At 41.6% G+C, this 19096-nt stretch carries 20 protein-coding genes; 7 read left to right on the forward strand and 13 right to left on the reverse strand.

What is annotated here, in order from left to right:
• Positions 1-135: 135 nt before the first annotated feature.
• Together BM176_RS07440 and BM176_RS07445 are read right to left on the reverse strand one after the other, a co-directional pair.
• On the reverse strand, positions 136-867 hold the full coding sequence (locus BM176_RS07440; RefSeq protein ID WP_090101142.1) for a DUF4197 domain-containing protein: 732 nt from the start codon (positions 865-867) through the stop codon (positions 136-138).
• A 111-nt stretch (positions 868-978) separates the two neighbouring features.
• Positions 979-1812, reverse strand: a complete 834-nt coding sequence (locus tag BM176_RS07445) for a universal stress protein (RefSeq protein WP_090101144.1) — start codon at positions 1810-1812, stop codon at positions 979-981.
• A 111-nt stretch (positions 1813-1923) separates the two neighbouring features.
• Here BM176_RS07445 and lysS point away from each other — a divergent pair, with 111 nt between their 5' ends.
• Together lysS and BM176_RS07455 are read left to right on the forward strand one after the other, a co-directional pair.
• Positions 1924-3435 carry a lysine--tRNA ligase gene (gene lysS, locus BM176_RS07450; protein ID WP_090101146.1) on the forward strand — a complete coding sequence of 504 codons (1512 nt, stop codon included), beginning with the start codon at positions 1924-1926 and terminating at the stop codon, positions 3433-3435.
• A 144-nt stretch (positions 3436-3579) separates the two neighbouring features.
• Positions 3580-5700 carry a S9 family peptidase gene (locus BM176_RS07455; RefSeq protein WP_090101148.1) on the forward strand — a complete coding sequence of 707 codons (2121 nt, stop codon included), beginning with the start codon at positions 3580-3582 and terminating at the stop codon, positions 5698-5700.
• 800 nt (positions 5701-6500) lie between these two features.
• Here the strand turns inward: BM176_RS07455 and lptC are convergent.
• Both lptC and BM176_RS07465 read right to left on the reverse strand, forming a co-directional pair.
• A complete protein-coding gene (gene lptC / locus BM176_RS07460) occupies positions 6501-7055 on the reverse strand; it encodes an LPS export ABC transporter periplasmic protein LptC (RefSeq protein WP_090101150.1) in 555 nt (184 codons plus the stop codon).
• Positions 7056-7119: 64 nt separating this feature from the next.
• Positions 7120-7755: an LON peptidase substrate-binding domain-containing protein gene (locus BM176_RS07465; RefSeq protein WP_090101152.1), complete on the reverse strand. Its 636-nt coding sequence runs from the start codon at positions 7753-7755 to the stop codon at positions 7120-7122.
• Positions 7756-7877: 122 nt separating this feature from the next.
• On the opposite strand from BM176_RS07465, the gene BM176_RS07470 reads away from it, so the two are divergent.
• Genes BM176_RS07470 through BM176_RS07480 form a run of 3 tightly spaced genes read left to right on the forward strand, consistent with a single transcriptional unit; the run spans position 7878 to position 10917 of the window.
• A complete protein-coding gene (locus tag BM176_RS07470) occupies positions 7878-8927 on the forward strand; it encodes a glycosyltransferase family 4 protein (protein ID WP_090101154.1) in 1050 nt (349 codons plus the stop codon).
• 26 nt (positions 8928-8953) lie between these two features.
• Positions 8954-9997 carry a glycosyltransferase family 4 protein gene (locus BM176_RS07475; protein ID WP_090101156.1) on the forward strand — a complete coding sequence of 348 codons (1044 nt, stop codon included), beginning with the start codon at positions 8954-8956 and terminating at the stop codon, positions 9995-9997.
• Between the two features lie 8 nt (positions 9998-10005).
• Positions 10006-10917 carry a glycosyltransferase family 2 protein gene (locus tag BM176_RS07480; protein WP_090101158.1) on the forward strand — a complete coding sequence of 304 codons (912 nt, stop codon included), beginning with the start codon at positions 10006-10008 and terminating at the stop codon, positions 10915-10917.
• Positions 10918-10922: 5 nt separating this feature from the next.
• Here BM176_RS07480 and BM176_RS07485 read toward each other — a convergent pair whose 3' ends face one another.
• On the reverse strand, positions 10923-11798 hold the full coding sequence (locus tag BM176_RS07485; protein ID WP_090101160.1) for a glycosyltransferase family protein: 876 nt from the start codon (positions 11796-11798) through the stop codon (positions 10923-10925).
• 65 nt (positions 11799-11863) lie between these two features.
• Here BM176_RS07485 and meaB point away from each other — a divergent pair, with 65 nt between their 5' ends.
• A complete protein-coding gene (gene meaB / locus BM176_RS07490) occupies positions 11864-12763 on the forward strand; it encodes a methylmalonyl Co-A mutase-associated GTPase MeaB (protein ID WP_090101162.1) in 900 nt (299 codons plus the stop codon).
• On the opposite strand, the gene BM176_RS07495 is transcribed toward meaB, so the two are convergent.
• The gene (locus BM176_RS07495; protein ID WP_090101164.1) at positions 12756-14069 is read right to left on the reverse strand and encodes a chloride channel protein; all 1314 of its coding nucleotides are present in this window, start codon (positions 14067-14069) and stop codon (positions 12756-12758) included. The genes meaB and BM176_RS07495 overlap by 8 nt on opposite strands.
• Before the next feature lie 386 nt (positions 14070-14455).
• Between BM176_RS07495 and BM176_RS07500 the strand changes: the two genes are divergently transcribed.
• Positions 14456-14722: a DUF2024 family protein gene (locus BM176_RS07500; protein WP_255373462.1), complete on the forward strand. Its 267-nt coding sequence runs from the start codon at positions 14456-14458 to the stop codon at positions 14720-14722.
• Positions 14723-14777: 55 nt separating this feature from the next.
• On the opposite strand, the gene BM176_RS07505 is transcribed toward BM176_RS07500, so the two are convergent.
• From BM176_RS07505 to cyoE, 7 genes are all read right to left on the reverse strand, one after another.
• Positions 14778-14993, reverse strand: coding sequence for a hypothetical protein (locus BM176_RS07505; protein ID WP_090101165.1), 216 nt, complete (start codon positions 14991-14993; stop codon positions 14778-14780).
• An 18-nt stretch (positions 14994-15011) separates the two neighbouring features.
• The gene (locus BM176_RS07510) at positions 15012-15581 is read right to left on the reverse strand and encodes a DUF420 domain-containing protein (protein ID WP_090101167.1); all 570 of its coding nucleotides are present in this window, start codon (positions 15579-15581) and stop codon (positions 15012-15014) included.
• Positions 15582-15593: 12 nt separating this feature from the next.
• On the reverse strand, positions 15594-16283 hold the full coding sequence (locus BM176_RS07515; RefSeq protein WP_090101169.1) for an SCO family protein: 690 nt from the start codon (positions 16281-16283) through the stop codon (positions 15594-15596).
• Positions 16284-16399: 116 nt separating this feature from the next.
• Positions 16400-16801, reverse strand: a complete 402-nt coding sequence (locus BM176_RS07520; protein ID WP_090101172.1) for a cytochrome C oxidase subunit IV family protein — start codon at positions 16799-16801, stop codon at positions 16400-16402.
• A gap of 52 nt (positions 16802-16853) precedes the next feature.
• Positions 16854-17531 carry a cytochrome c oxidase subunit 3 gene (locus BM176_RS07525; protein ID WP_090101174.1) on the reverse strand — a complete coding sequence of 226 codons (678 nt, stop codon included), beginning with the start codon at positions 17529-17531 and terminating at the stop codon, positions 16854-16856.
• A gap of 31 nt (positions 17532-17562) precedes the next feature.
• Complete coding sequence (locus BM176_RS07530; protein ID WP_090101176.1) at positions 17563-18126, reverse strand: cytochrome c oxidase subunit 3; 564 nt, start codon at positions 18124-18126, stop codon at positions 17563-17565.
• A gap of 28 nt (positions 18127-18154) precedes the next feature.
• Complete coding sequence (cyoE, locus tag BM176_RS07535; RefSeq protein WP_090101178.1) at positions 18155-19054, reverse strand: heme o synthase; 900 nt, start codon at positions 19052-19054, stop codon at positions 18155-18157.
• Positions 19055-19096 lie beyond the last annotated feature (42 nt).

Genomic DNA, 19096 nt, shown 5'->3' on the forward strand with positions numbered 1-19096 from the left:
TTTATAGTAACCCGTTTGTCTACCCAAAAAATGACTCCGTTAGGAATCTCCTGTTCATAATAATTTTAACAGGAGCTCTTAACGGAGTCAAATTATATAATATAGCTTCTGATAGAGCTATAATCCCTCAATATCTTATTTACCAAATACCTTCTTCAGCAGATCGGTTGTTCTGGCAGCAGGATTAGCACGGATATTAGCTTCTTCCTTGGAAATCTGGTCGAATAGTGCATTAACAGCCATGCCGGTTACGTAATCCTGTAAATCAGGATTGATTTTATTAAAAGTGGTAGGCAGTTTGTTATAAGAAGTAACGATATCTCCATAATAACGGGTAGCACTTGTACTGTCCAGTGATCCCTTGATAACAGGAGAGAACGCGGCTTTTAGTTTATCCGTTGTTTTGCCCTTGAAGTATTCGGTAGCAGCATTCTTATCACCCTGAATAAGTTTCAGTGCATCAGTAATACTCATTTCTTTGATGGCATCTACAAAGATAGGAGCTGCATAACCCACTCCCTTTTCTGCAGCACGGTTAATAGACAGGATCGCTTTGTCCACCTGGCTGCCCAGTCCAATGCCACGAAGTGTATTACCTGCTTTCACCGCATCTGGCGGAAGTAACATTTTATATAATTCGTTCCCGAAAAATCCGTCTTTCTTATTTAATGTAGCAATACCGGCTGCCACTCCTTTTGCGAGTGCTTCTTTAATTGCATTGCCGGCATCCGTCTGTGTTACGCCACTGGCAGTGGTACCACCCGTTGCGCTGCTTACAGCCTTTCCTAACTGTTTCAATATCTGCGCCTGGGTTACGGGCAGAAAGGCAATTCCTGATAATAAGAGAAGTGATAATTTCTTATACATACACTCAATGTTGTGGTTTACATGCAAATTAGTAACAATATTTATACTACCAATCATTAAAAGATTAGAATCATTTGAAACGGGAAAGGTTTAACAAAGTTTAACACATTATCATTCATGAATCGCTAACATGGGAATATGGGTATGAAATGCCAGCTTAGCTGTCCTGCTCCGTCTGAACAACCCTTCAAACAAGCCATGTTTACGGGGAATAGTCAGGATCAGGTCGGCCTGGATCTTATCGGCAAATTCCATGATACCCTCCACAATGTTATCATGGTCAATAAAATGATATATTGGCTGATAGCCTTCCAGCAAGGTATCGAGTAGCAGGCTTTCAAGCGGTATATCTGCACCAAGTCCTTTGCCTTCCCTGTCAATATTCAGCACATGCAGTTCTGCGTGAAAGATATCCAGCAGTTTTTTAAGTGGCCCTATGGGAGTTGCTGTGCCTATCTTTTTGAAATCACAGGCAAACAGGATCTTATTAACTGGTTTAAAAGTACCTTTTCCGGGAACGATGAGCACCGGGAAGGTGGTATGTTTTATTACATCTATGGTGTTTGAGCCAATCAGGATTTCTTCCAGTTGCCCACCTCCTGTGATACCCATCACAATCATATCAGCCTGTTCTTCTCTCGCAATATCATTAATATTGGCTGCCAGCAGGTTGTTTTCAGCACGGATCTCCAGCACGGCGCCCGGAGGTACCAGGGCATTCAGGTCCTGCTTCATTTGGTGCAATCCCTCCAGACTGGCGGTTTTCAGTTCTTTAGGATCCACAACGGGAAGAGATGTGGGCAAATCGGGAATCGGTACTATCAGTTCATAAGCATGATATAACACGATGCGGGTAGTATCCAGTTGTCCTGCCAGTCCTAGTGCATAACGGGCCGCATTATAAGCTGTTGCTGAGAAATCTGTAGGTACAATTATCGTTTTCATCCGTTTAAGAATTTAGTGCTGGAAGAATGCCAACACCATATAGTAGAAAATTTGATGCCAATTCCCCCCTAAATCAGCTATTTTTGCACTCCATTATAGTAATAAGTACTCATGACACCACTATCTGAGCAAGAGATCATACGTAGGGAAAAAATGCTGGAGCTGGAAAAATTAGGGATAAATCCCTATCCGGCAGAGGAATATCCCGTGAATAATACTGCTGCCAATATCAAGGCACTTTATTCTGAAGAAACAAAAGACCAGTTTCAGGAAGTATGCCTGGCAGGTCGTATTATGAGCGTCAGGGATATGGGTAAAGCTGCTTTTGCAGTGATCCAGGACCATTCCGGCCGTATGCAGCTGTACATCCGTCGTGATGACATCTCAGACGGAGAAGACAAAACCATGTACGATACCGTTTGGAAAAAATTATTGGATATTAGTGATATTATCGGAATCAAAGGCTATGCTTTTATTACCAAAACAGGAGAACTGTCTGTACATGTAAAACAGCTGACTGTCCTCTCCAAAGCATTACGCCCGCTGCCGATTGTGAAAGAGAAAGAAGGTGAATCCTTTGATGCAGTTACTGATCCTGAATTTAAATACCGTCAGCGTTATGTTGACCTTATCATCAATCCGCAGGTAAAGGATGTGTTTATTAAACGCACCCGTATCATGCAGACCATCCGCGATTTCTATAATGAAATGGGCTACCTGGAAGTGGAAACACCTATCCTTCAACCTATTCCCGGAGGTGCTGCAGCACGGCCGTTTACCACGCATCACAATGCCCTGGACATTCCGCTTTATCTCCGCATAGCCAATGAGCTTTACCTGAAACGCCTTATTGTAGGCGGTTTTGAAGGTGTATACGAGTTTGCCAAAGACTTCCGTAATGAAGGAATGGACCGTACACACAATCCGGAATTTACCGTAATGGAAATGTATGCGGCTTACAAGGATTACGAATGGATGATGCGTACCACAGAAACCTTGCTGGAAAAGATTGCACTCGCATTACACGGCACCACACAGGTGCAGGTGGGCGACAAAGTAATCGACTTTAAAGCACCTTTCCGCAGGATAAGCCTCTATGACGCCATTAAGGAACATACTAATATCGATGTTACCAACATGGATGAAGCCGCACTCCGTGAAACCTGCAAAACACTGAATATCTCAGTAAGTCCGACTATCGGTAAAGGAAAACTCATTGATGAAATCTTTGGTGAAACAAGTGAACACCATTATGTGCAGCCTACTTTCATCATCGACTATCCTGTGGAAATGAGCCCGCTCACTAAAAAGCACCGTAGCAAAGCAGGACTGGTAGAACGTTTTGAACTTATGGTGAATGGTAAAGAACTAGCCAATGCATACAGTGAGCTGAACGATCCGATTGATCAGCGCCAGCGTTTCGAAGACCAGGTAGATCTGATGCAACGCGGTGATGATGAAGCCATGTATATAGATCATGACTTCCTTCGTGCTCTGGAATATGGTATGCCGCCTACTTCCGGGATCGGTATTGGTATCGACCGCCTTACCATGATCATGACTAACCAGCCGTCCATTCAGGATGTATTGTTCTTCCCGCAGATGAAACCGGAAAAAGCGTAGCTTTTCCTTTACAATAAAAACAAAAAAGTCTGGCTGCTTGCCGGACTTTTTTTATGCCCCTCCACGACTATCCGCTCATCCGTAATTACCTGCAGATCATTCCTAATTTATTATTTTCGTTTCCTATACAACAATATTTGAACTATGCGTATAAGTCATTATTTGTCAGTCTGTGTAACTGCAACAGGATTTTTCATATCCGGATTGCAGGCACAGGAGAAAAAAGACCTCACTTTCCAACAGATCTTCAAAGGAGAAGCCAGTGGACTTCTGCAGCCCTTACCCACCATCAGGGGATGGGCTGATGATACCCACTATATAGAAATGCGGACGGACGGTAAAGCCTGGAAAGTTGACGCCCAAACCGGCAATGCTATTCCCTATCAAAAAGCACCCGATGGTGCCAGTGTAGCCGTTGTACAAAACGATATCATTTACACCTCAGATGACGGTGTAAAAACACAATTGACACACGATACCACACAGGAAAGAAATCCAACCCTTTCCCCGGACGGTAAATATGTAGCCTTTACCCATGGCAATGATTTATACAGCATAGAGATAGCTACAAAAAAGCAAACCCGCTATACAACAGACGGAACAGACGTTATCTACAATGGCTGGGCTTCCTGGGTATACTACGAAGAAATCCTCGGCCGCCCATCAAAATACCGCGCATTCTGGTGGAGTCCGGACAGTAAGCACATTGCCTACATGCACTTCAACGACAGCAAAGTTCCTGTATTCCCTATTTACAGTGAAAAAGGTCAACACGGCTACCTGGAAAACACCCGTTACCCGGAAGCAGGAGATACCAATCCTGCCGTAAAAGTGGGCATAGTACCTGTTACAGGCGGCAATACTACCTGGGCAGATTTTAATGAGAATGATGATCAATATTTCGGTACCCCGGTATGGACACCCGAAGGACACCTCTGGGTGCAATGGATGAACAGGGGACAGGATAACCTTAAAATATATGATATCAACCTGGAAAACGGGGCTAAAAAAGAAATCTACGACGAAAAACAACCTACCTGGATCGATTGGTTTGATAGCATCGCTTTTCTGAGCAATGGCCAGGGTTTTATCCTGAAAAGTGATAAAAGTGGCTGGGCGCACCTTTACTGGTATAATATGGATGGCACATTGAAAAAGCAACTGACTTCAGGCAACTGGACTGTGAACGGTGTAGCCGCCATTGATAACAAACAGCAGGTAATTACTTTCACTGCCCGTAAAGAGGTATCTACCCGCACAGACCTTTACCAGGTGAATATGAAAAATGGAGCTGTTACCCGGCTCACCTTTGGTGATTATCTCCATAGTACAATGGTGAGCCCCTCCGGAGCCTATTTCATTTCCACCTACTCAAACCTGGCGACTCCTCCTATGATGGCCCTCCTGAATAATAAAGGCAAGGTGATAAAAGAACTGGGCAACAGCAAAGGCAGCCAGTACGACCAGTACAACCTGGCAGGCACAAAAATCCAGTATTACAAAACAAGAGACGGCCTGGACCTTCCCATGACCATCACCTTACCGCTGCATATGCAGCCAGGTAAAAAATACCCCGTACTGATCAGTATCTATGGCGGTCCTGATGCCGGCACAGTATACGATAGCTGGAAACCGGCCCTTTCCTCCCAATGGTGGGCAGAGAAAGGCGTGATCCAGGTAGCAATAGACAACCGCAGCTCCGGGCAACTGGGTAAAATGGGAATGAACTATATCCATCGTCAGCTGGGTAAACATGAAATCGAAGATTATATGGACGCGGCGGGTTGGTTACGCACTCAGCCCTGGGCTGATACCAGCAAGATCTGCATTACCGGAGGCAGCTTTGGCGGTTATATCACCTGTATGGCACTCTCCTACGGGGCAGATGTGTTTACGCATGGAATGGCCAATTATGCTGTTACTGACTGGCGGCTTTATGACAGCCACTACACAGAACGCTATATGGATACCCCTGCAGAGAATCCGGATGGGTATCATATAACCAGTCCAATTACTTATGCGGATCGCTATAAAGGTATGCTGAGGATCGTACACGGCACGATGGACGATAACGTACATATGCAGAACAGTATTCAATTTGTAGATAAACTGGAAAATCTGGGTAAACACTTTGAATTCATGGTTTATCCCGGTGAACGTCATGGTTGGAGAACAAGTATTAAGAACAGGCACAGCGATAATGAAATGTACCGCTTCATATACAGATATCTCCTGGAACAACCGTTCCCTGCAGAATTTGAGTAAGTATAATGGCTTTTAGCCGGCATGTCCTGTGGTTTGACAATAACAGTCAGATCACAGGACATTTTGCATTAAACAAAATAACAAGCAGACACAGGTATTTACCTTGATGATATATAAAGTGTTTTTGAAGATGTATTAGTGGGAAGGGGTTAAACCGGGAGTTCTGAAAATAGAAACGGGGCTGCAAGACTACAGCCCCGAAAAATTTTAACCATATCTTTATTGAAAAACCTATACCAAAGGTGCAGGTATTTTGAATACAGGCAATGTCCATTCTAGTGAATGATGTATTTTAGTTGGGGAACGTAATGAAAAAGAAGTTAAACGTTTGGTAATAAACAGGGGAAAGAGGAGTAAATGGGTGTGAAAGTGAGGTTTGTTTCTAATTATCAGTTCCTTAAGCGGGAAGTGTGTAATGGCCTGAAAAGTAGAAGGGCGGTAAGAATACCGCCCTTGTAATAATTTTAACCATATCCTATGAAAAACCTGAACCAAAGATATAGTACCTCATACTGGTTTTCCCTCCTGTTTCCGTGAACGCCATAAAATAGTTCGTAAAATGACCAATTTGGGCATGTCAGCCATTATATGTTGATTATTATAATATTAAATAAGTTTTAAATTGTTTTTTAACTGCATTTGAAGAGATGGGTCTTAAGTACTTAATAGCAGACGCTGCTAATGGCATGGTTATTGCATTTCTGTATAGACAAAATTTTAGGTTAAAAATAGGTTAAAGCGAAACGGCCCAACATTGCAAATGCAGTGTTGGGCCGTCTTCGTTATAATATATTACTAACTTATTGAGTCGTAGTACTATCCCTGATAATGAAGGGACCACTTGGATGCAGGATGGTATAGTTACTGAAATCCTGGTTGGATTCCAGACCGGTGCCATACAATGTGTCTGTTACCGTACTGATCCTTACTGCTTTATTAGAATAGAAGATTTCTTTCTTGGAATCCCAGTTCAGCTCTTCACAATCCAGCCGTTCTCCCTTTTTATTGATCACTACCACATGATCACGCAGATAGATGTTAGCATCATTCTCAAAGTATTTACCATAACGGGCGGTCAATGTACTTTCTACCTGCAGCGTATCATTGAAAAACAACACTTTTAACCCTTTATTAAACTCCACATATACAGGAGGTTGCATGTGTCTGAGCATCAGGGGAGCCGTCAGTTTGGCCTTTACCTTGCCCAGCTGGCTGTAAATAGATTCTATATCTTTTCCTTCTTCTACTGCTGCAGCCTGTTTATCCATCTTCAGGATGGCCTCCATATCATTTTCACAGGAAACGAATGCTAACAGGGAAAAGGCGAACGCTAAACGCGCTATTATCTTGTTCATATTTATCTTATACAGTCATTTCAGGGCCCAAATTTATGTAATCCCTGTAAAAAACAAGCCTTCCTTACAGATCACCGGCACTCAGGTTACGGAAATGCCCATTCAGCTTTACCCTGTCTTTTAGTTTTTCCATCTCAGCCATTAAAGGCAAGACCTTTAACAGATGACGCTTCAGATACTCCAACCGCTGCAATTCCTGGAACAGGTGCAGTACTTCGTACTCCTCCTCCAGGGAAAGCCCCGCATGATGTGCCAGATCGTAAGCGCTTAGCTCTTCATCAGGTTTCTTAAACCCTTTATTTACCTGTAACAAATGATGCAGTTCCCTTAAAGCATGCAATACCTGCGACTGAAGCCGTCCATTACTGCTGAACTGGTTATCAGGATAACTTACAATAGCACCTGAGTATAGTTTATCTGGTACATTTCCGATGATCTCCAGGATCCTGAATACCCTGGCTCCACGGGTAACTACATCCAGTTCTCCGCTTTCGTATTCTTTCTGTACATTTACCACTTCTACCAGCGTGCCATACTCTGCTACTTTTCTATCTATCACGGCAGGTATTCCAAAGGGTTTGTTTTCTTTTATACAATCCCTGATCAATTGCTTATATCGTGGCTCAAAAATATGCAGGTTCAGCTGTTCCTGTGGATAAACAACAATACCTAAAGGAAATATGGGAATAAAATTGGTCATACCTTCCTAAATTATAGAATAAGTTGTAATGAACGAAATATATATGGATGTTATCTATATTTGCGGCATTTAATTAATTGCTGTTGCATTACCTGCCAATCAGGTGCCAAAATTCAAGCCTTATGCATCAATTACTGCTGGACTGTGAAAAAATGAGGTATAGCCATACTGGGCTATTTGAATTTTGCAAACATCTGGGAAATGCCCTTATTCGCAACAAAGCAACAAATGAAGAAATAACTTTTTATCTACCTTCCCAACTTTCAGGATTCTTTGGCAAAAAGGAACAATACCTGGTTAACAGGCCTTTTCATAAGTTATGGATTCCTCCGCAGAAAAAGATAGATATCTGGCACACAACTTTTCAAACCTCAGGGTACATGCCCTTAGGGAGAAATATGAAACAGGTGCTGACTATTCATGACCTGAACCTGCTTCATGAAAAGAAATCTCCTAAAAAAGAAGAACGATACTTAAAAAAGATCCAGCGAAATATTGACAAAGCAGATCATATCGTAACCATTTCCCGCTTTACAATGGAAGATGTAAAACGACATCTTGACCTGAAGGATAAACCGACCAGTGTAGTAATGAACGGAAACAGCCTCGAAGCCTATCCCGAATTTGATAACCCGGTTTATCGTCCGGCAAAACCATTCCTGTTCGCCATTGGTAGTATAAATGAAAAAAAGAACTTTCATGTGCTCCCCTCCCTGCTCGTAAATAATGATTACGAGCTGATCATTGCAGGACCAGTTTTTGATGAAAATTATAAACAGAAGATCTTAACTGATGCACGGGCGCATGGTGTTCAGGACAGGGTTAAAATACTGGGAAGTATTAATGATACCGATAAATACTGGTACTTTGTTAACTGCCTCGGGTTTCTGTTTCCTTCCCTGGCAGAAGGCTTTGGGTTGCCTGTAGCAGAAGCAATGTCTCTCGGCAAACCAGTTTTCATTTCAGATAAGACCAGCCTCCCGGAAATAGGAGGAACGTATGCTTATTACTTTCATAATTTTGAACCAACTACAATGCAAAAGGTATTTATTGATGGCCTTCATCATTATCAGGTCAATAACATGGCAAATGCAATTAAAGCCCATTCTGATACATTAACATTCGATAAAACGGCACAGGGATACTTACAGGTTTATCGCAGTCTGTATTAAATTCAATTAATTATATCAGTTTCACGATGCATCTAATTGGTTTAGATTTTGAAAAGCTGAAATATCAGCACAACGGCCTTTACACATTCTGTCTGCAGCTTGGACACCGGCTTCTGCAACACACACGGGAAGATGAAAAGCTGTTATACTATCTGCCACAGAAATTCAACGAATTTACCGGCGACTTTAAAAAAGTACCTTACAAATGGTATCATCGTTACCTGTTCAATCCACCACAGATGGACGTATGGCATGCCGTACACCAGACAGGTAACGTTTGGCCACGTAACAAAGCAAAGAAAACAATACTGACCATCCACGATCTTAACTTCCTCTTTGACGATCGCAAGGGCACCGCTGAGAAAAACAGATTGCTGAAAGAGCTACAAAAACAGGTAGATGAAACGGATTGTGTGGTAGCTATTTCCAAGTTTACATTACAAACCATTCGTGAACATATCCAGGTACCGGACAATAAATGCAGGATCATTTATCAGGGATCAGAAGTAAAAGAATTTCCTGGTTTTGATGCTCCAGCTTACAGACCAGCAAAACCGTTCCTGTTCTCTATCGGCATGATCCTTTCCAAAAAGAATTTCCATGTGTTGCCGGCATTATTACAACACAACGACTATGAACTGATCATTGCAGGAAAACCACAGGGAGATTATATCAAAAAAATAGAAGAGGAAGCTGATGCAGCAGGAGTACGTGCCCGTGTTAAACTGTTAGGCACTATCCCGGACGAAGAGAAATACTGGTATTACAAAAATTGTAAAGCCTTCATGTTCCCTTCAATAGCAGAAGGTTTTGGTGCTCCTGTAGTAGAAGCGATGCACTTTGGAAAACCGGTATTCTTATCAGATAAAACCAGCTTGCCGGAGATAGGAGGAGATGCGGCTTATTACTTCCGCAACTTTGATAAAGCGTATATGCAAAAGACGTTTGAGGATGGAATCAAACACTTTGAACAACACAACCCGGTAGCCGCTGTACAGCAACATGCAAAATTATTTAGCTGGGATACTAACGCGAAGGAATATCTGAAATTATACAGAACAATGTATTAATAACACCTATGTCTGAACTACAAACAACACCGCTTGTATCCATCGTAATGGGAACCTACAACGGAACAAAATATCTGAAAGAACAACTGGACTCATTAATTCAGCAAACATATCCTAATATAGAGATCATTGCAGTAGATGATTGTAGTAAAGACGATACTATTGAAATACTAAAGCAATATTCTCTTCAACATAATAATATCCGCATATTTCAGAATACTTCAAATCTGGGTTTTGTTAAGAATTTTGAAAAAGGAGCTTCTCTGGCCACCGGAGCATATATCTCCTTTTGTGATCAGGATGATGTATGGGCGCCAGAAAAGACGACAGTATTAATGAATGCGATAGAAGATCATCCTATGATTTATTGTGATTCAGCATTGGTAGATCAGGATCTTCAGCCATTATGGAATCATTCCGATCTTAAAAAACTGGCTTCATTTGATAATTGCCTGTATTTCGCAACTGATAATTGTGTGGGAGGACATGCATTGATCATTAAAAAAGAAATCGCTCTGGCTGCAATGCCTTATCCTATAGAAATGGCGCACGATCTCTGGCTTGCATTTTTCACTACTTTTTATGGTAGTATCAAATATTATGATGTCCCTTTTGTTAAGTGGAGACAACATGGAAATAACTTTACTTCTTTAAAAACAAATAAGAAATCAAAACTGGAAGAAACGAGAAAGAGATTCCTTTTATTTCGTGACGCTTGTCCTCCGGCGTTCAGTAAAGAAAAAAAGGTGTTCGATCAATTGTATAGAAGCTATGAGAGCTATTCACCCGGGAATAACTTTTTGCGGATGTTCTTATTTTTTAAATACCAGAATTATCTGCTGGCTATGAAAAAGAGAAATTCCTACAGGAAGTTTTTGTTCTGTTTAAAGATGTTTTTTAAAATGCGGAATCATGTATAAGATTACTATCTGATGATCTTATAATTTCTGTAATCAAATAACCGCTTTCCTGTTTTCTTTTCTACCCAGTACAACAAACGGTCTTTAAAGGAAAATTTTTTCCGGCTGATATCATGTTCAAATTTCCAGTTCTTCTCATTAATGCGGGGCTGCATCGTTGCCGGATGTGTACCTGTAAAGGGCGCAAGGGAATCAACTACACCGTAATCAAATTGCTCAATTGCTACACGTTTCTTCATACGCTCCTCATCGCGGCCATGATATAGCTGGAATGAATTATTCAGTTTTCGGGCCTGTGCCTCCGGATCTTTCACCCATCCATAATGATAAATATCAGCAGGTATTGCTTTTACATGTAACTTTTCACCTTGCTTTCGAAAGCCCTGTGCATCACGGTAAGAAGAAATCTTTTTATCATTGCGGATTACACGGATCTCATTTTTATACCACGTGCGGGAATCACCTATGTAATCATAACTGCCAAAGAAATGTGTGTAGTTAAAGAGTAATCCTTCCACTTCAGGACGATCCTTATATTGCTGCATGGCACCTCTGATAGTATCGTAATCCTTTTCATGTACCACTTCATCTGCCTGGATATAAAAAGCCCAGTCAGCATCCGCACTTACATGTGCAAACGCTTTGTCAGTTTCTACTGCCAGGATACGCCCGCCTTCCTTCAGAGAATCATCCCATACAGAATGTGTGATTTTTATTTTAGGAGATTGGATAGACTGAATAAGTGCCAGCGTATCATCGTCAGAATTTCCTACACTCACAATCACTTCGTCGCATAAAGGAAGAATAGAGTTGATAGCTGCCACAACAGGATAATCGTACTTTACTGCATTCCTGACAAAAGTAAAACCGGATACTTTCATATAAAAGATATATTCGTTACGAAGATAGAAAATCAATTGATCATTCGTAATTCGTAATTTCGGTTATGCATTTTTCCCTTCTGCCCTTATTGTTGAATGGTGACATAAAAGCTCTGGCACGTTGTATTTCCCTCATAGAAAATGAGGCTACAAACTATGAGCAATTGCTGGAAAAATTACCGGCAACCAGTCATACTCAGGTAATAGGGATTACCGGGCCTCCGGGTGCAGGCAAAAGCACACTTGTAAATGAGCTGATCCAGTTACTCCTTGAACAGGGGAAGCGTATAGCCATCATTGCCATAGATCCCTCTTCACCATTCAATTACGGTGCCTTATTAGGCGACCGTATCCGTATGAGTCAGCACTTTAATAATCCACAGGTATTTATCCGTTCTATGGCAAGCCGGGGAGCGTTAGGTGGACTTAGTCCCAAGATTATAGAAGTCAGCGATCTTATTAAAGCTGCTGGTTTTGATTACCTGTTTATAGAAACAGTGGGAGTGGGACAAAGTGAAGTGGAGGTAGCCGGTATAGCAGATACTACCATCGTAGTGGTAGTGCCAGAGGCTGGCGATGAGATCCAGACAATGAAAGCCGGACTGATGGAAATTGCTAACATCTTTGTGGTGAATAAAGCAGACCATTCCAATGCGGACGAATTTGTGAAAAACCTCCGGCTGCTGGCACATACCCGTCAGCGGGATAATTGGGAAATACCTGTAATAAAAACTGTAGCCACGCAACAGGAAGGATTGCCTAAACTCATCGATGCCATTTCTATGCATCAACAACAGATCACAAACAACATTGAGAGGCATGCACAACTGCTCACAGAAAAAACATATCAGCTTATTCAGCGCCGGCGTATGAAGAATATTAACAGGAAAACGCTGCAACTGGAAATTCAGCAACAACTTACCGCAGGAACTTTCAATTTATACCGGTTCGTCAATACTATTTAATAGCCATTTCCCTGTTGATTCTCCTTTTGGATAACAGGAATGATACCAGGTAAGCTGCAGCACAGGCACATATCAATGGTAATAATGCATGCCGTTCATGTGTAGTTTCAAAGGCAAAGATGATAGCCGCCGGTAAAATCCTGAGGCCTCCTGCCAGCATAGCTGCCATTCCTATAAGTGCTGCTACGGAATAGTTCAGCGGTACGGTAGGCAAAATAAACTGCAGGATAAGCGTAATGAATAATCCGAAGGCTCCACCCATTAGCGCCAATGGGAGCATAGTTCCTCCGGGTGTCCCACTACCCAATGCTATAGACCAGGCGAAAAACTTTACGATGCCCACTATAAATAATAACTGCAATGTTACTCTACCCATTAGCAGGTCTTCGATATGCCAATAACCTGACCCCAGTATTTCGGGAGCAAAATAGCCTATCACACCAATAATAGCAGCCCCGATAAGTGGTCGCCACAGTTGCTGAACAGGTAGTTTGCCGAGAAGAAATGAGATGCCGGACAAGAACCGGGAAACAAGTACCGAAACTATTCCTATTATCAGTCCGGTAATAGTATATCCCAGCAATGCCGTAGCGGTAGCAGCAGGTACTTCAGGCATAGTAAATGCTGGAGAGGTTCCCCTGTACAGATAGTGAAAAAAAGCGCCGGTGGCCGCTGCAAGAATCAGCGGAAAGATGCTTGCCAGTGTAAACTCTACAAGTAATAATTCCAATGCCAGTACCAACGCGGCAATAGGGCTGCCAAATAAATAAGCGATGCCGGAAACAATCCCCGCTGCTGCCAGTATCCTTCTTTCAGGCTTAGTAGTATGCCACTTATATTGAGTGAAATTAGAGAATAAATAACTATTGGCAACAACCGCTCCTTCTACTCCCAAAGGCACACCGGTACCAATATAAATTGCGGAACATAATGGTTGTATCAGGTTACAAAGCCATTCCTTTCTCAACTTAGTGCTACAGTAACGAATCAGTAATGCTGCCAGCAATGCACCTGCAACAGGTATCCCTATCACCCATGCGCCTAACTCATGATCAGCCAGATCCAGATTCAGTTCATCTGCAGAAAGTTTACCAAAATAAGATACTCTTGTGATCACGTTTATTATTAATAAGAGACACTGTGCAAGAACAGCTGCTATTGCCGCTGCCAGCAATGACAAACATAATACACGCGAAGTATTTAAACGGACAACAGGTTCTTCCGTATAAGAGTCCTCTGATATGGTATTCACAGGATAGGCTACCGGGATGCTTCCACGGTTAAACGACTGATAAATGGCCTTCATTCGTTACTATTTGTAGTTAGTTCTCAATCTTGTTCTGCTACATTATTCACTTCATTACAGTAAAAATGCAATGTTATAAATCTATCAGTATCTTCCAAATCTCTGTATCGTGAATATTCTATAATTATCCAGTCGTATATGTTAATCGCAGGTTAAGTAAATAGGTTTTCATAGTTAAATTAGTTACAGTCGTAATTTGTTTGATACTGGAAATTAATAAATTTAATCTTCATTTATCTATATAAATCTTAGAAATCTGCGCTCGCAAACAAGATGTTAAATATTTCCACGTTCTGGTGACATACCTATATTTGCGAGTAAACCAACATATCGATTACCATAGGAATTCTTCACCATTATTCTATGGTTTATAAACCGGAATACCAATGATGGAAGTTGCAATTTTTGATACCTACGTAAAAATAAGGGCGGGCGGGTATATGCATTTTGACATCATCGTGTCTGCAGATACAAATTATGAACGGGTGCTCACCTTTGGCAATGATTATCTCAAATCCAAATCATTAGATATGCAATCTGTATCCTCTAGGGATTGTCGTTTTTGCCATCTTCAGGAAGTAATTCCGGTATGGGAAAAAAACATTCTTCAACAAGGATATCATATCTATGAAATGGAAGGATGCACCAGATAAAAAAAGATGGCCCCGTTTAGAACGGGGCCATCTTTTTTTATCTGGATAAGCTATGTTATTTTAAAGACTCTCGCGTACTTCTCCACCAGCGAAATCCCAGAATGCCTATAATAAGCAGTGGGGTTAATGCCAGGTAAAGAATTCCATTATTCAACCCCTTTGCAGGTCCTTCTCCCAGTTGCTGTGCCGTTTTGGTACAAAGAGAACACTGAGCCATCGCCTGAAAGCTACAAAATAGCACTACCACCAATATCTGCAGGATCTTTTTCATACTATAAAGTTAAGCACATTAATAATACGGTGATATCATGATATACACGATCACTCCTGTAACCGCTACATAAAACCAGATAGGCCATGTAAACCGGGCTATCTTTTTATGCCTCACAAAATCAGACTGGAATCCTCTCAATAAAGTGAATAATACCAGTGGCACAATAATGATGGCCAGTAATATATGCGACAGCAGTATAAAGTAATACAGATAAGCAGTACCACTTACCAATGCCTTCTCTGCAGCATCTACTACACCATCGTGGTTTGAATCACCATATTTCGTGCTCTCCGTGAAGAAGTGATAAGTAACATAAGACAGTAAGAAAACAGCAGACAACGCAACTGCTATCAGATTTGTAATCTTATGTGCTTTGATGTGCCCTCTTCTGATGAAATATAAACTTCCAAGCAGTAATATAGCTGTGGCAGAGTTTAATATCGCATGAAATAAGGGAAGGATGTTTACATTAAATCCCGCTTCCATATGCGGACGCGGTAAGTAAAAAAGTATCGCTACCAGCACTGGTATTGCTACCGAAATAATACCAATAGGAAGATTGAGACTTTTATTCCTGATATCCATAGCAGTAATTAACTATTCCTCTGTTCCCGAAAATAGCCGTTTTAATAATCCCGGCCTGTGTTTATCTTTCTCTAAATGCAATATTGCAATATCATTCGCACATTGACGGATGGCATTAGAATCCAACCCATCATAATACCCGCGAATGTGATGATCTTTGTCAAGTAATACCAGCTTTTCCGTATGAATGAAATCATCCGGTCCGCCATCACCCTGTGTTACACTTACAAAAACTTCATAACGCGCCCAGTCATAAATTTCCTTTTTGCTGCCGGTCACTAACCACCAGTTATCAGGATTGATGTTATGCTGATTACCATATGCTCTGAGGCGTTCGGAAGAATCTCTCTCTGGATCTACTGTAAGAGAAATAAGCTGAAGTAATGTGTCGTTCTTTACATATGCCTGCTGGATTTTTTCCAGATTACTCATCAGCTTAGGGCAGATGCTGGGGCAGGAAGTAAAGAAGAAATTTACAAGGATTACTTTGTTGGGAAGATCTTTCAGCTGTACCTTCTGGCCCTGCTGATTAATGAAAGTAAAATCCTTTACAGTATGAAATACTGTATCGTATTGCGGCTTACCATTTTTCACTATCGTATCCACACTTTCCGGAATGTAGTAACGTGGTATTGGCACAACATTCCTTCCGTAATGATCTACTATCAGGTAACCAGTTAATGGCACCAGTATAGCCAGCATTGCTCCTATAAGTCCTCTGCGTGAAATGGCCGTTAATTTAAATTGTCATATAAAATTTACGCTTTACAACATCCACAGGTGTGGAAGTATGTAAAGCGTAACAGATTTAAATATCCTTAGTGATGTGCTTCCTCATTCACTACATGCACAGCAGGTGCAGGTGTGCCAGGAGAAAGGTCTTTGCGCATTTTCTTCCATGAATCACCATCAGCCAGGAAGGCAATGATAAACCAGATGAACAACAGCAAAGGAACCAATATTGTCATAATCAGGTTCCTGATTTCATTACGTAAGTGCATGAATTCAGCAACGATAAAGAACGCCTTCAGTAAGGTTAAACCAATAAAGACAGAGTTCAATAATAATTTAGGAGGAATGCCTGTTTCAAGGTGCAGAAACGCCAGCCCCACTTCAAAAATGGTGATCGCTAATAATATCCAGAACGTTTTCCAGATACCTTTAGTAGAAGCATCGTGACCATGCTGCTCGTGTGCGACTCCTGTATGTGTATGTTCCATTAGTGTTACTTTTAAAAAATCCAGATTACAATAGCTTTCTCTTTACCACTGATCACAGCAGGTAGAAACAGGTGAATACAAATACCCATACCAGATCTACAAAGTGCCAGTACAGCCCTACTTTCTCTACCATTTCATAATGGCCTCTGTCTTCATAAGTACCTTTCAGTACGTTAGCAAGAATAATAATATTCAGGATAACACCAGAGGTTACGTGCAGACCGTGGAAACCGGTAATTGTAAAGAAGAAGTTAGTAAAGTTGGTTGAAGCAACAGTTCCATCTACGTTAGCGAATGGATTTCTACCCCACCATGCGCCTAATTCATGTAAGTGCATCCACTCCCATGCCTGGCAGCTTAAGAAGGCAGCACCACCAATGATAGTCCAGATCATCCATTTAACTACATCCTTTCTGTTTCTCTGATGACCGGCATGTACTGCCAATACCATTGTTACAGAACTCATGATCAGGATAAAGGTCATCAAACTCACAAATACCAGTGGCAAATGTGCTTCATGACTAACGAATGGAAAAGAATGGAACACCTCATTAGGGTCAGGCCAGGAAGTACTCATGAAGCGGATAGTACCGTATGAAATCAGTAATGCTCCAAAAGTAAAAGCATCTGACATCAGGAAGTACCACATCATCAACTTTCCGTAACTCAGGTTAAAAGGAGAATGCCCCCCGGACCACCATTTTTTCTGCGCTGTAACTGCTGTATCCATTGTTTGTTTTGTAATTATTTTTTAGAAAGTTTTATCTGGCAATACTCAGAAATATTAACAGGTAAATCCACAGTGCGTCCACAAAATGCCAGTATGTAGCGGCTACTTCTATGGGTACCGGACTATAAGTACGTATCCTTGTGCGAAATGCCCTGCCAAACATAATCAACAGTGCAACCACACCGCCTAATACGTGCAGCAAATGCACACTAACGATCACATAAATGAACGACACAGATGCTGGTCCGTTTAGTGGCAACCCCATTGCATTCATCTGCATAAAGCCTATCCACTGACATACCGCAAAAGCCACTCCCAATACTGCTGTTAATGTAATGAGCTGTTTATAACGCTGCATATGCCGGTTCTTAAACTGCTTTACCGCCATCTGAACTGTAAAACTACTGCTCAATATGATAGCAGTGGAGATCCAGAAGATAACCGGTAGCTGGAAAGTAAACCAGTTTGCCTGCGCCCGCTTTACAACATATGCACTCGTAAATCCTATGAACATCATGGTAATGCTACCCATAGCAATCCATAGGGAATATTTGTGTGGATGTATTTTGTTCCGTTGTACGCTCATCGCCTGCATCACTATGCTTAATTAATTTGAATAACTTTTAAACTTTGTCTGCCAATAATGCAAGCTGCATAACGGTCAGATAAATATAAGATCCGAACATCAGCTTACGTGCGGCAGGCACATCGCATTTCCTGTACAGGTTAACTGCCCTGTAAAAGAAAAACAACGTTACCAGGATCACAATTATAGCAGAAATATAACCTGTTATACCAAGCATGTAGGGGATTAACCCTGCAGGTATTAATAACAAAGTATATGCTACTGCCTGTAAAGCGATCAGCTTGTTCGGCTCTCCTGAAGCTGGCAACAGCTTGAATCCTGCCCTGGTATAATCCTTATGCCCTATCCAGGCAATAGCCCAGAAGTGAGGAAACTGCCAGAGGAACTGGATGGCAAATAAAGCCCATGCTCCTTCACCGAGTTCATTCGCACCTGCAGCCCAGCCAATTAATAAAGGCAAAGCGCCCGGAATAGCACCAACCAGTACGGCAAGTGAATTCCATTTCTTCCACGGAGTATATACAAAACCATATACTACCAGGGATAAAAGGCTCAACCCGGCACATAACCAGTTAAAACCCCAGGCCAGGATAGCCAGACCGGCAATACCAGTAACCACCGCAATAATAATACCCTCTGTTTCGGAAAGGCGGCCAGATGGTAATGGACGTACTGCTGTACGGGCCATCAGCTTATCTGTTTCCTTTTCAAGCAGCTGATTAATAGTATTGGCAGAACCGGATACCAGCAAACCACCAGCAAATAAAGTAAGAACTTTTATTAATGAAAACTCCACTCCAGGCACCAACAAATAACCCACCACACTCGAAAACACAATCATGAAGGTTAGATTAAACTTCATTAACTGAGAGTAATCTTTCACCTTGCTGGCTATTGCAAACGATGACGACAATTTTATGGAGTTTTCTCTTATCATTCTTTAGTACATATCCTTTTCTCAGAAATCCATTTCTATTCT

The organism is Chitinophaga sp. CF118, from assembly GCF_900112615.1.
Lineage (GTDB): Bacteria > Bacteroidota > Bacteroidia > Chitinophagales > Chitinophagaceae > Chitinophaga.

Bases quoted from the DNA above. Each gene is read 5' to 3' on its own strand.
- BM176_RS07440 (WP_090101142.1), bottom strand. From the start codon at position 867: ATGTATAAGAAATTATCACTTCTCTTATTATCAGGAATTGCCTTTCTG.
- BM176_RS07445 (WP_090101144.1), bottom strand. From the start codon at position 1,812: ATGAAAACGATAATTGTACCTACAGATTTCTCAGCAACAGCTTATAAT.
- lysS (WP_090101146.1), top strand. From the start codon at position 1,924: ATGACACCACTATCTGAGCAAGAGATCATACGTAGGGAAAAAATGCTG.
- BM176_RS07455 (WP_090101148.1), top strand. From the start codon at position 3,580: ATGCGTATAAGTCATTATTTGTCAGTCTGTGTAACTGCAACAGGATTT.
- lptC (WP_090101150.1), bottom strand. From the start codon at position 7,055: ATGAACAAGATAATAGCGCGTTTAGCGTTCGCCTTTTCCCTGTTAGCA.
- BM176_RS07465 (WP_090101152.1), bottom strand. From the start codon at position 7,755: ATGACCAATTTTATTCCCATATTTCCTTTAGGTATTGTTGTTTATCCA.
- BM176_RS07470 (WP_090101154.1), top strand. From the start codon at position 7,878: ATGCATCAATTACTGCTGGACTGTGAAAAAATGAGGTATAGCCATACT.
- BM176_RS07475 (WP_090101156.1), top strand. From the start codon at position 8,954: ATGCATCTAATTGGTTTAGATTTTGAAAAGCTGAAATATCAGCACAAC.
- BM176_RS07480 (WP_090101158.1), top strand. From the start codon at position 10,006: ATGTCTGAACTACAAACAACACCGCTTGTATCCATCGTAATGGGAACC.
- BM176_RS07485 (WP_090101160.1), bottom strand. From the start codon at position 11,798: ATGAAAGTATCCGGTTTTACTTTTGTCAGGAATGCAGTAAAGTACGAT.
- meaB (WP_090101162.1), top strand. From the start codon at position 11,864: ATGCATTTTTCCCTTCTGCCCTTATTGTTGAATGGTGACATAAAAGCT.
- BM176_RS07495 (WP_090101164.1), bottom strand. From the start codon at position 14,069: ATGAAGGCCATTTATCAGTCGTTTAACCGTGGAAGCATCCCGGTAGCC.
- BM176_RS07500 (WP_255373462.1), top strand. From the start codon at position 14,456: ATGATGGAAGTTGCAATTTTTGATACCTACGTAAAAATAAGGGCGGGC.
- BM176_RS07505 (WP_090101165.1), bottom strand. From the start codon at position 14,993: ATGAAAAAGATCCTGCAGATATTGGTGGTAGTGCTATTTTGTAGCTTT.
- BM176_RS07510 (WP_090101167.1), bottom strand. From the start codon at position 15,581: ATGGATATCAGGAATAAAAGTCTCAATCTTCCTATTGGTATTATTTCG.
- BM176_RS07515 (WP_090101169.1), bottom strand. From the start codon at position 16,283: ATGCTGGCTATACTGGTGCCATTAACTGGTTACCTGATAGTAGATCAT.
- BM176_RS07520 (WP_090101172.1), bottom strand. From the start codon at position 16,801: ATGGAACATACACATACAGGAGTCGCACACGAGCAGCATGGTCACGAT.
- BM176_RS07525 (WP_090101174.1), bottom strand. From the start codon at position 17,531: ATGGATACAGCAGTTACAGCGCAGAAAAAATGGTGGTCCGGGGGGCAT.
- BM176_RS07530 (WP_090101176.1), bottom strand. From the start codon at position 18,126: ATGCAGGCGATGAGCGTACAACGGAACAAAATACATCCACACAAATAT.
- cyoE (WP_090101178.1), bottom strand. From the start codon at position 19,054: ATGATAAGAGAAAACTCCATAAAATTGTCGTCATCGTTTGCAATAGCC.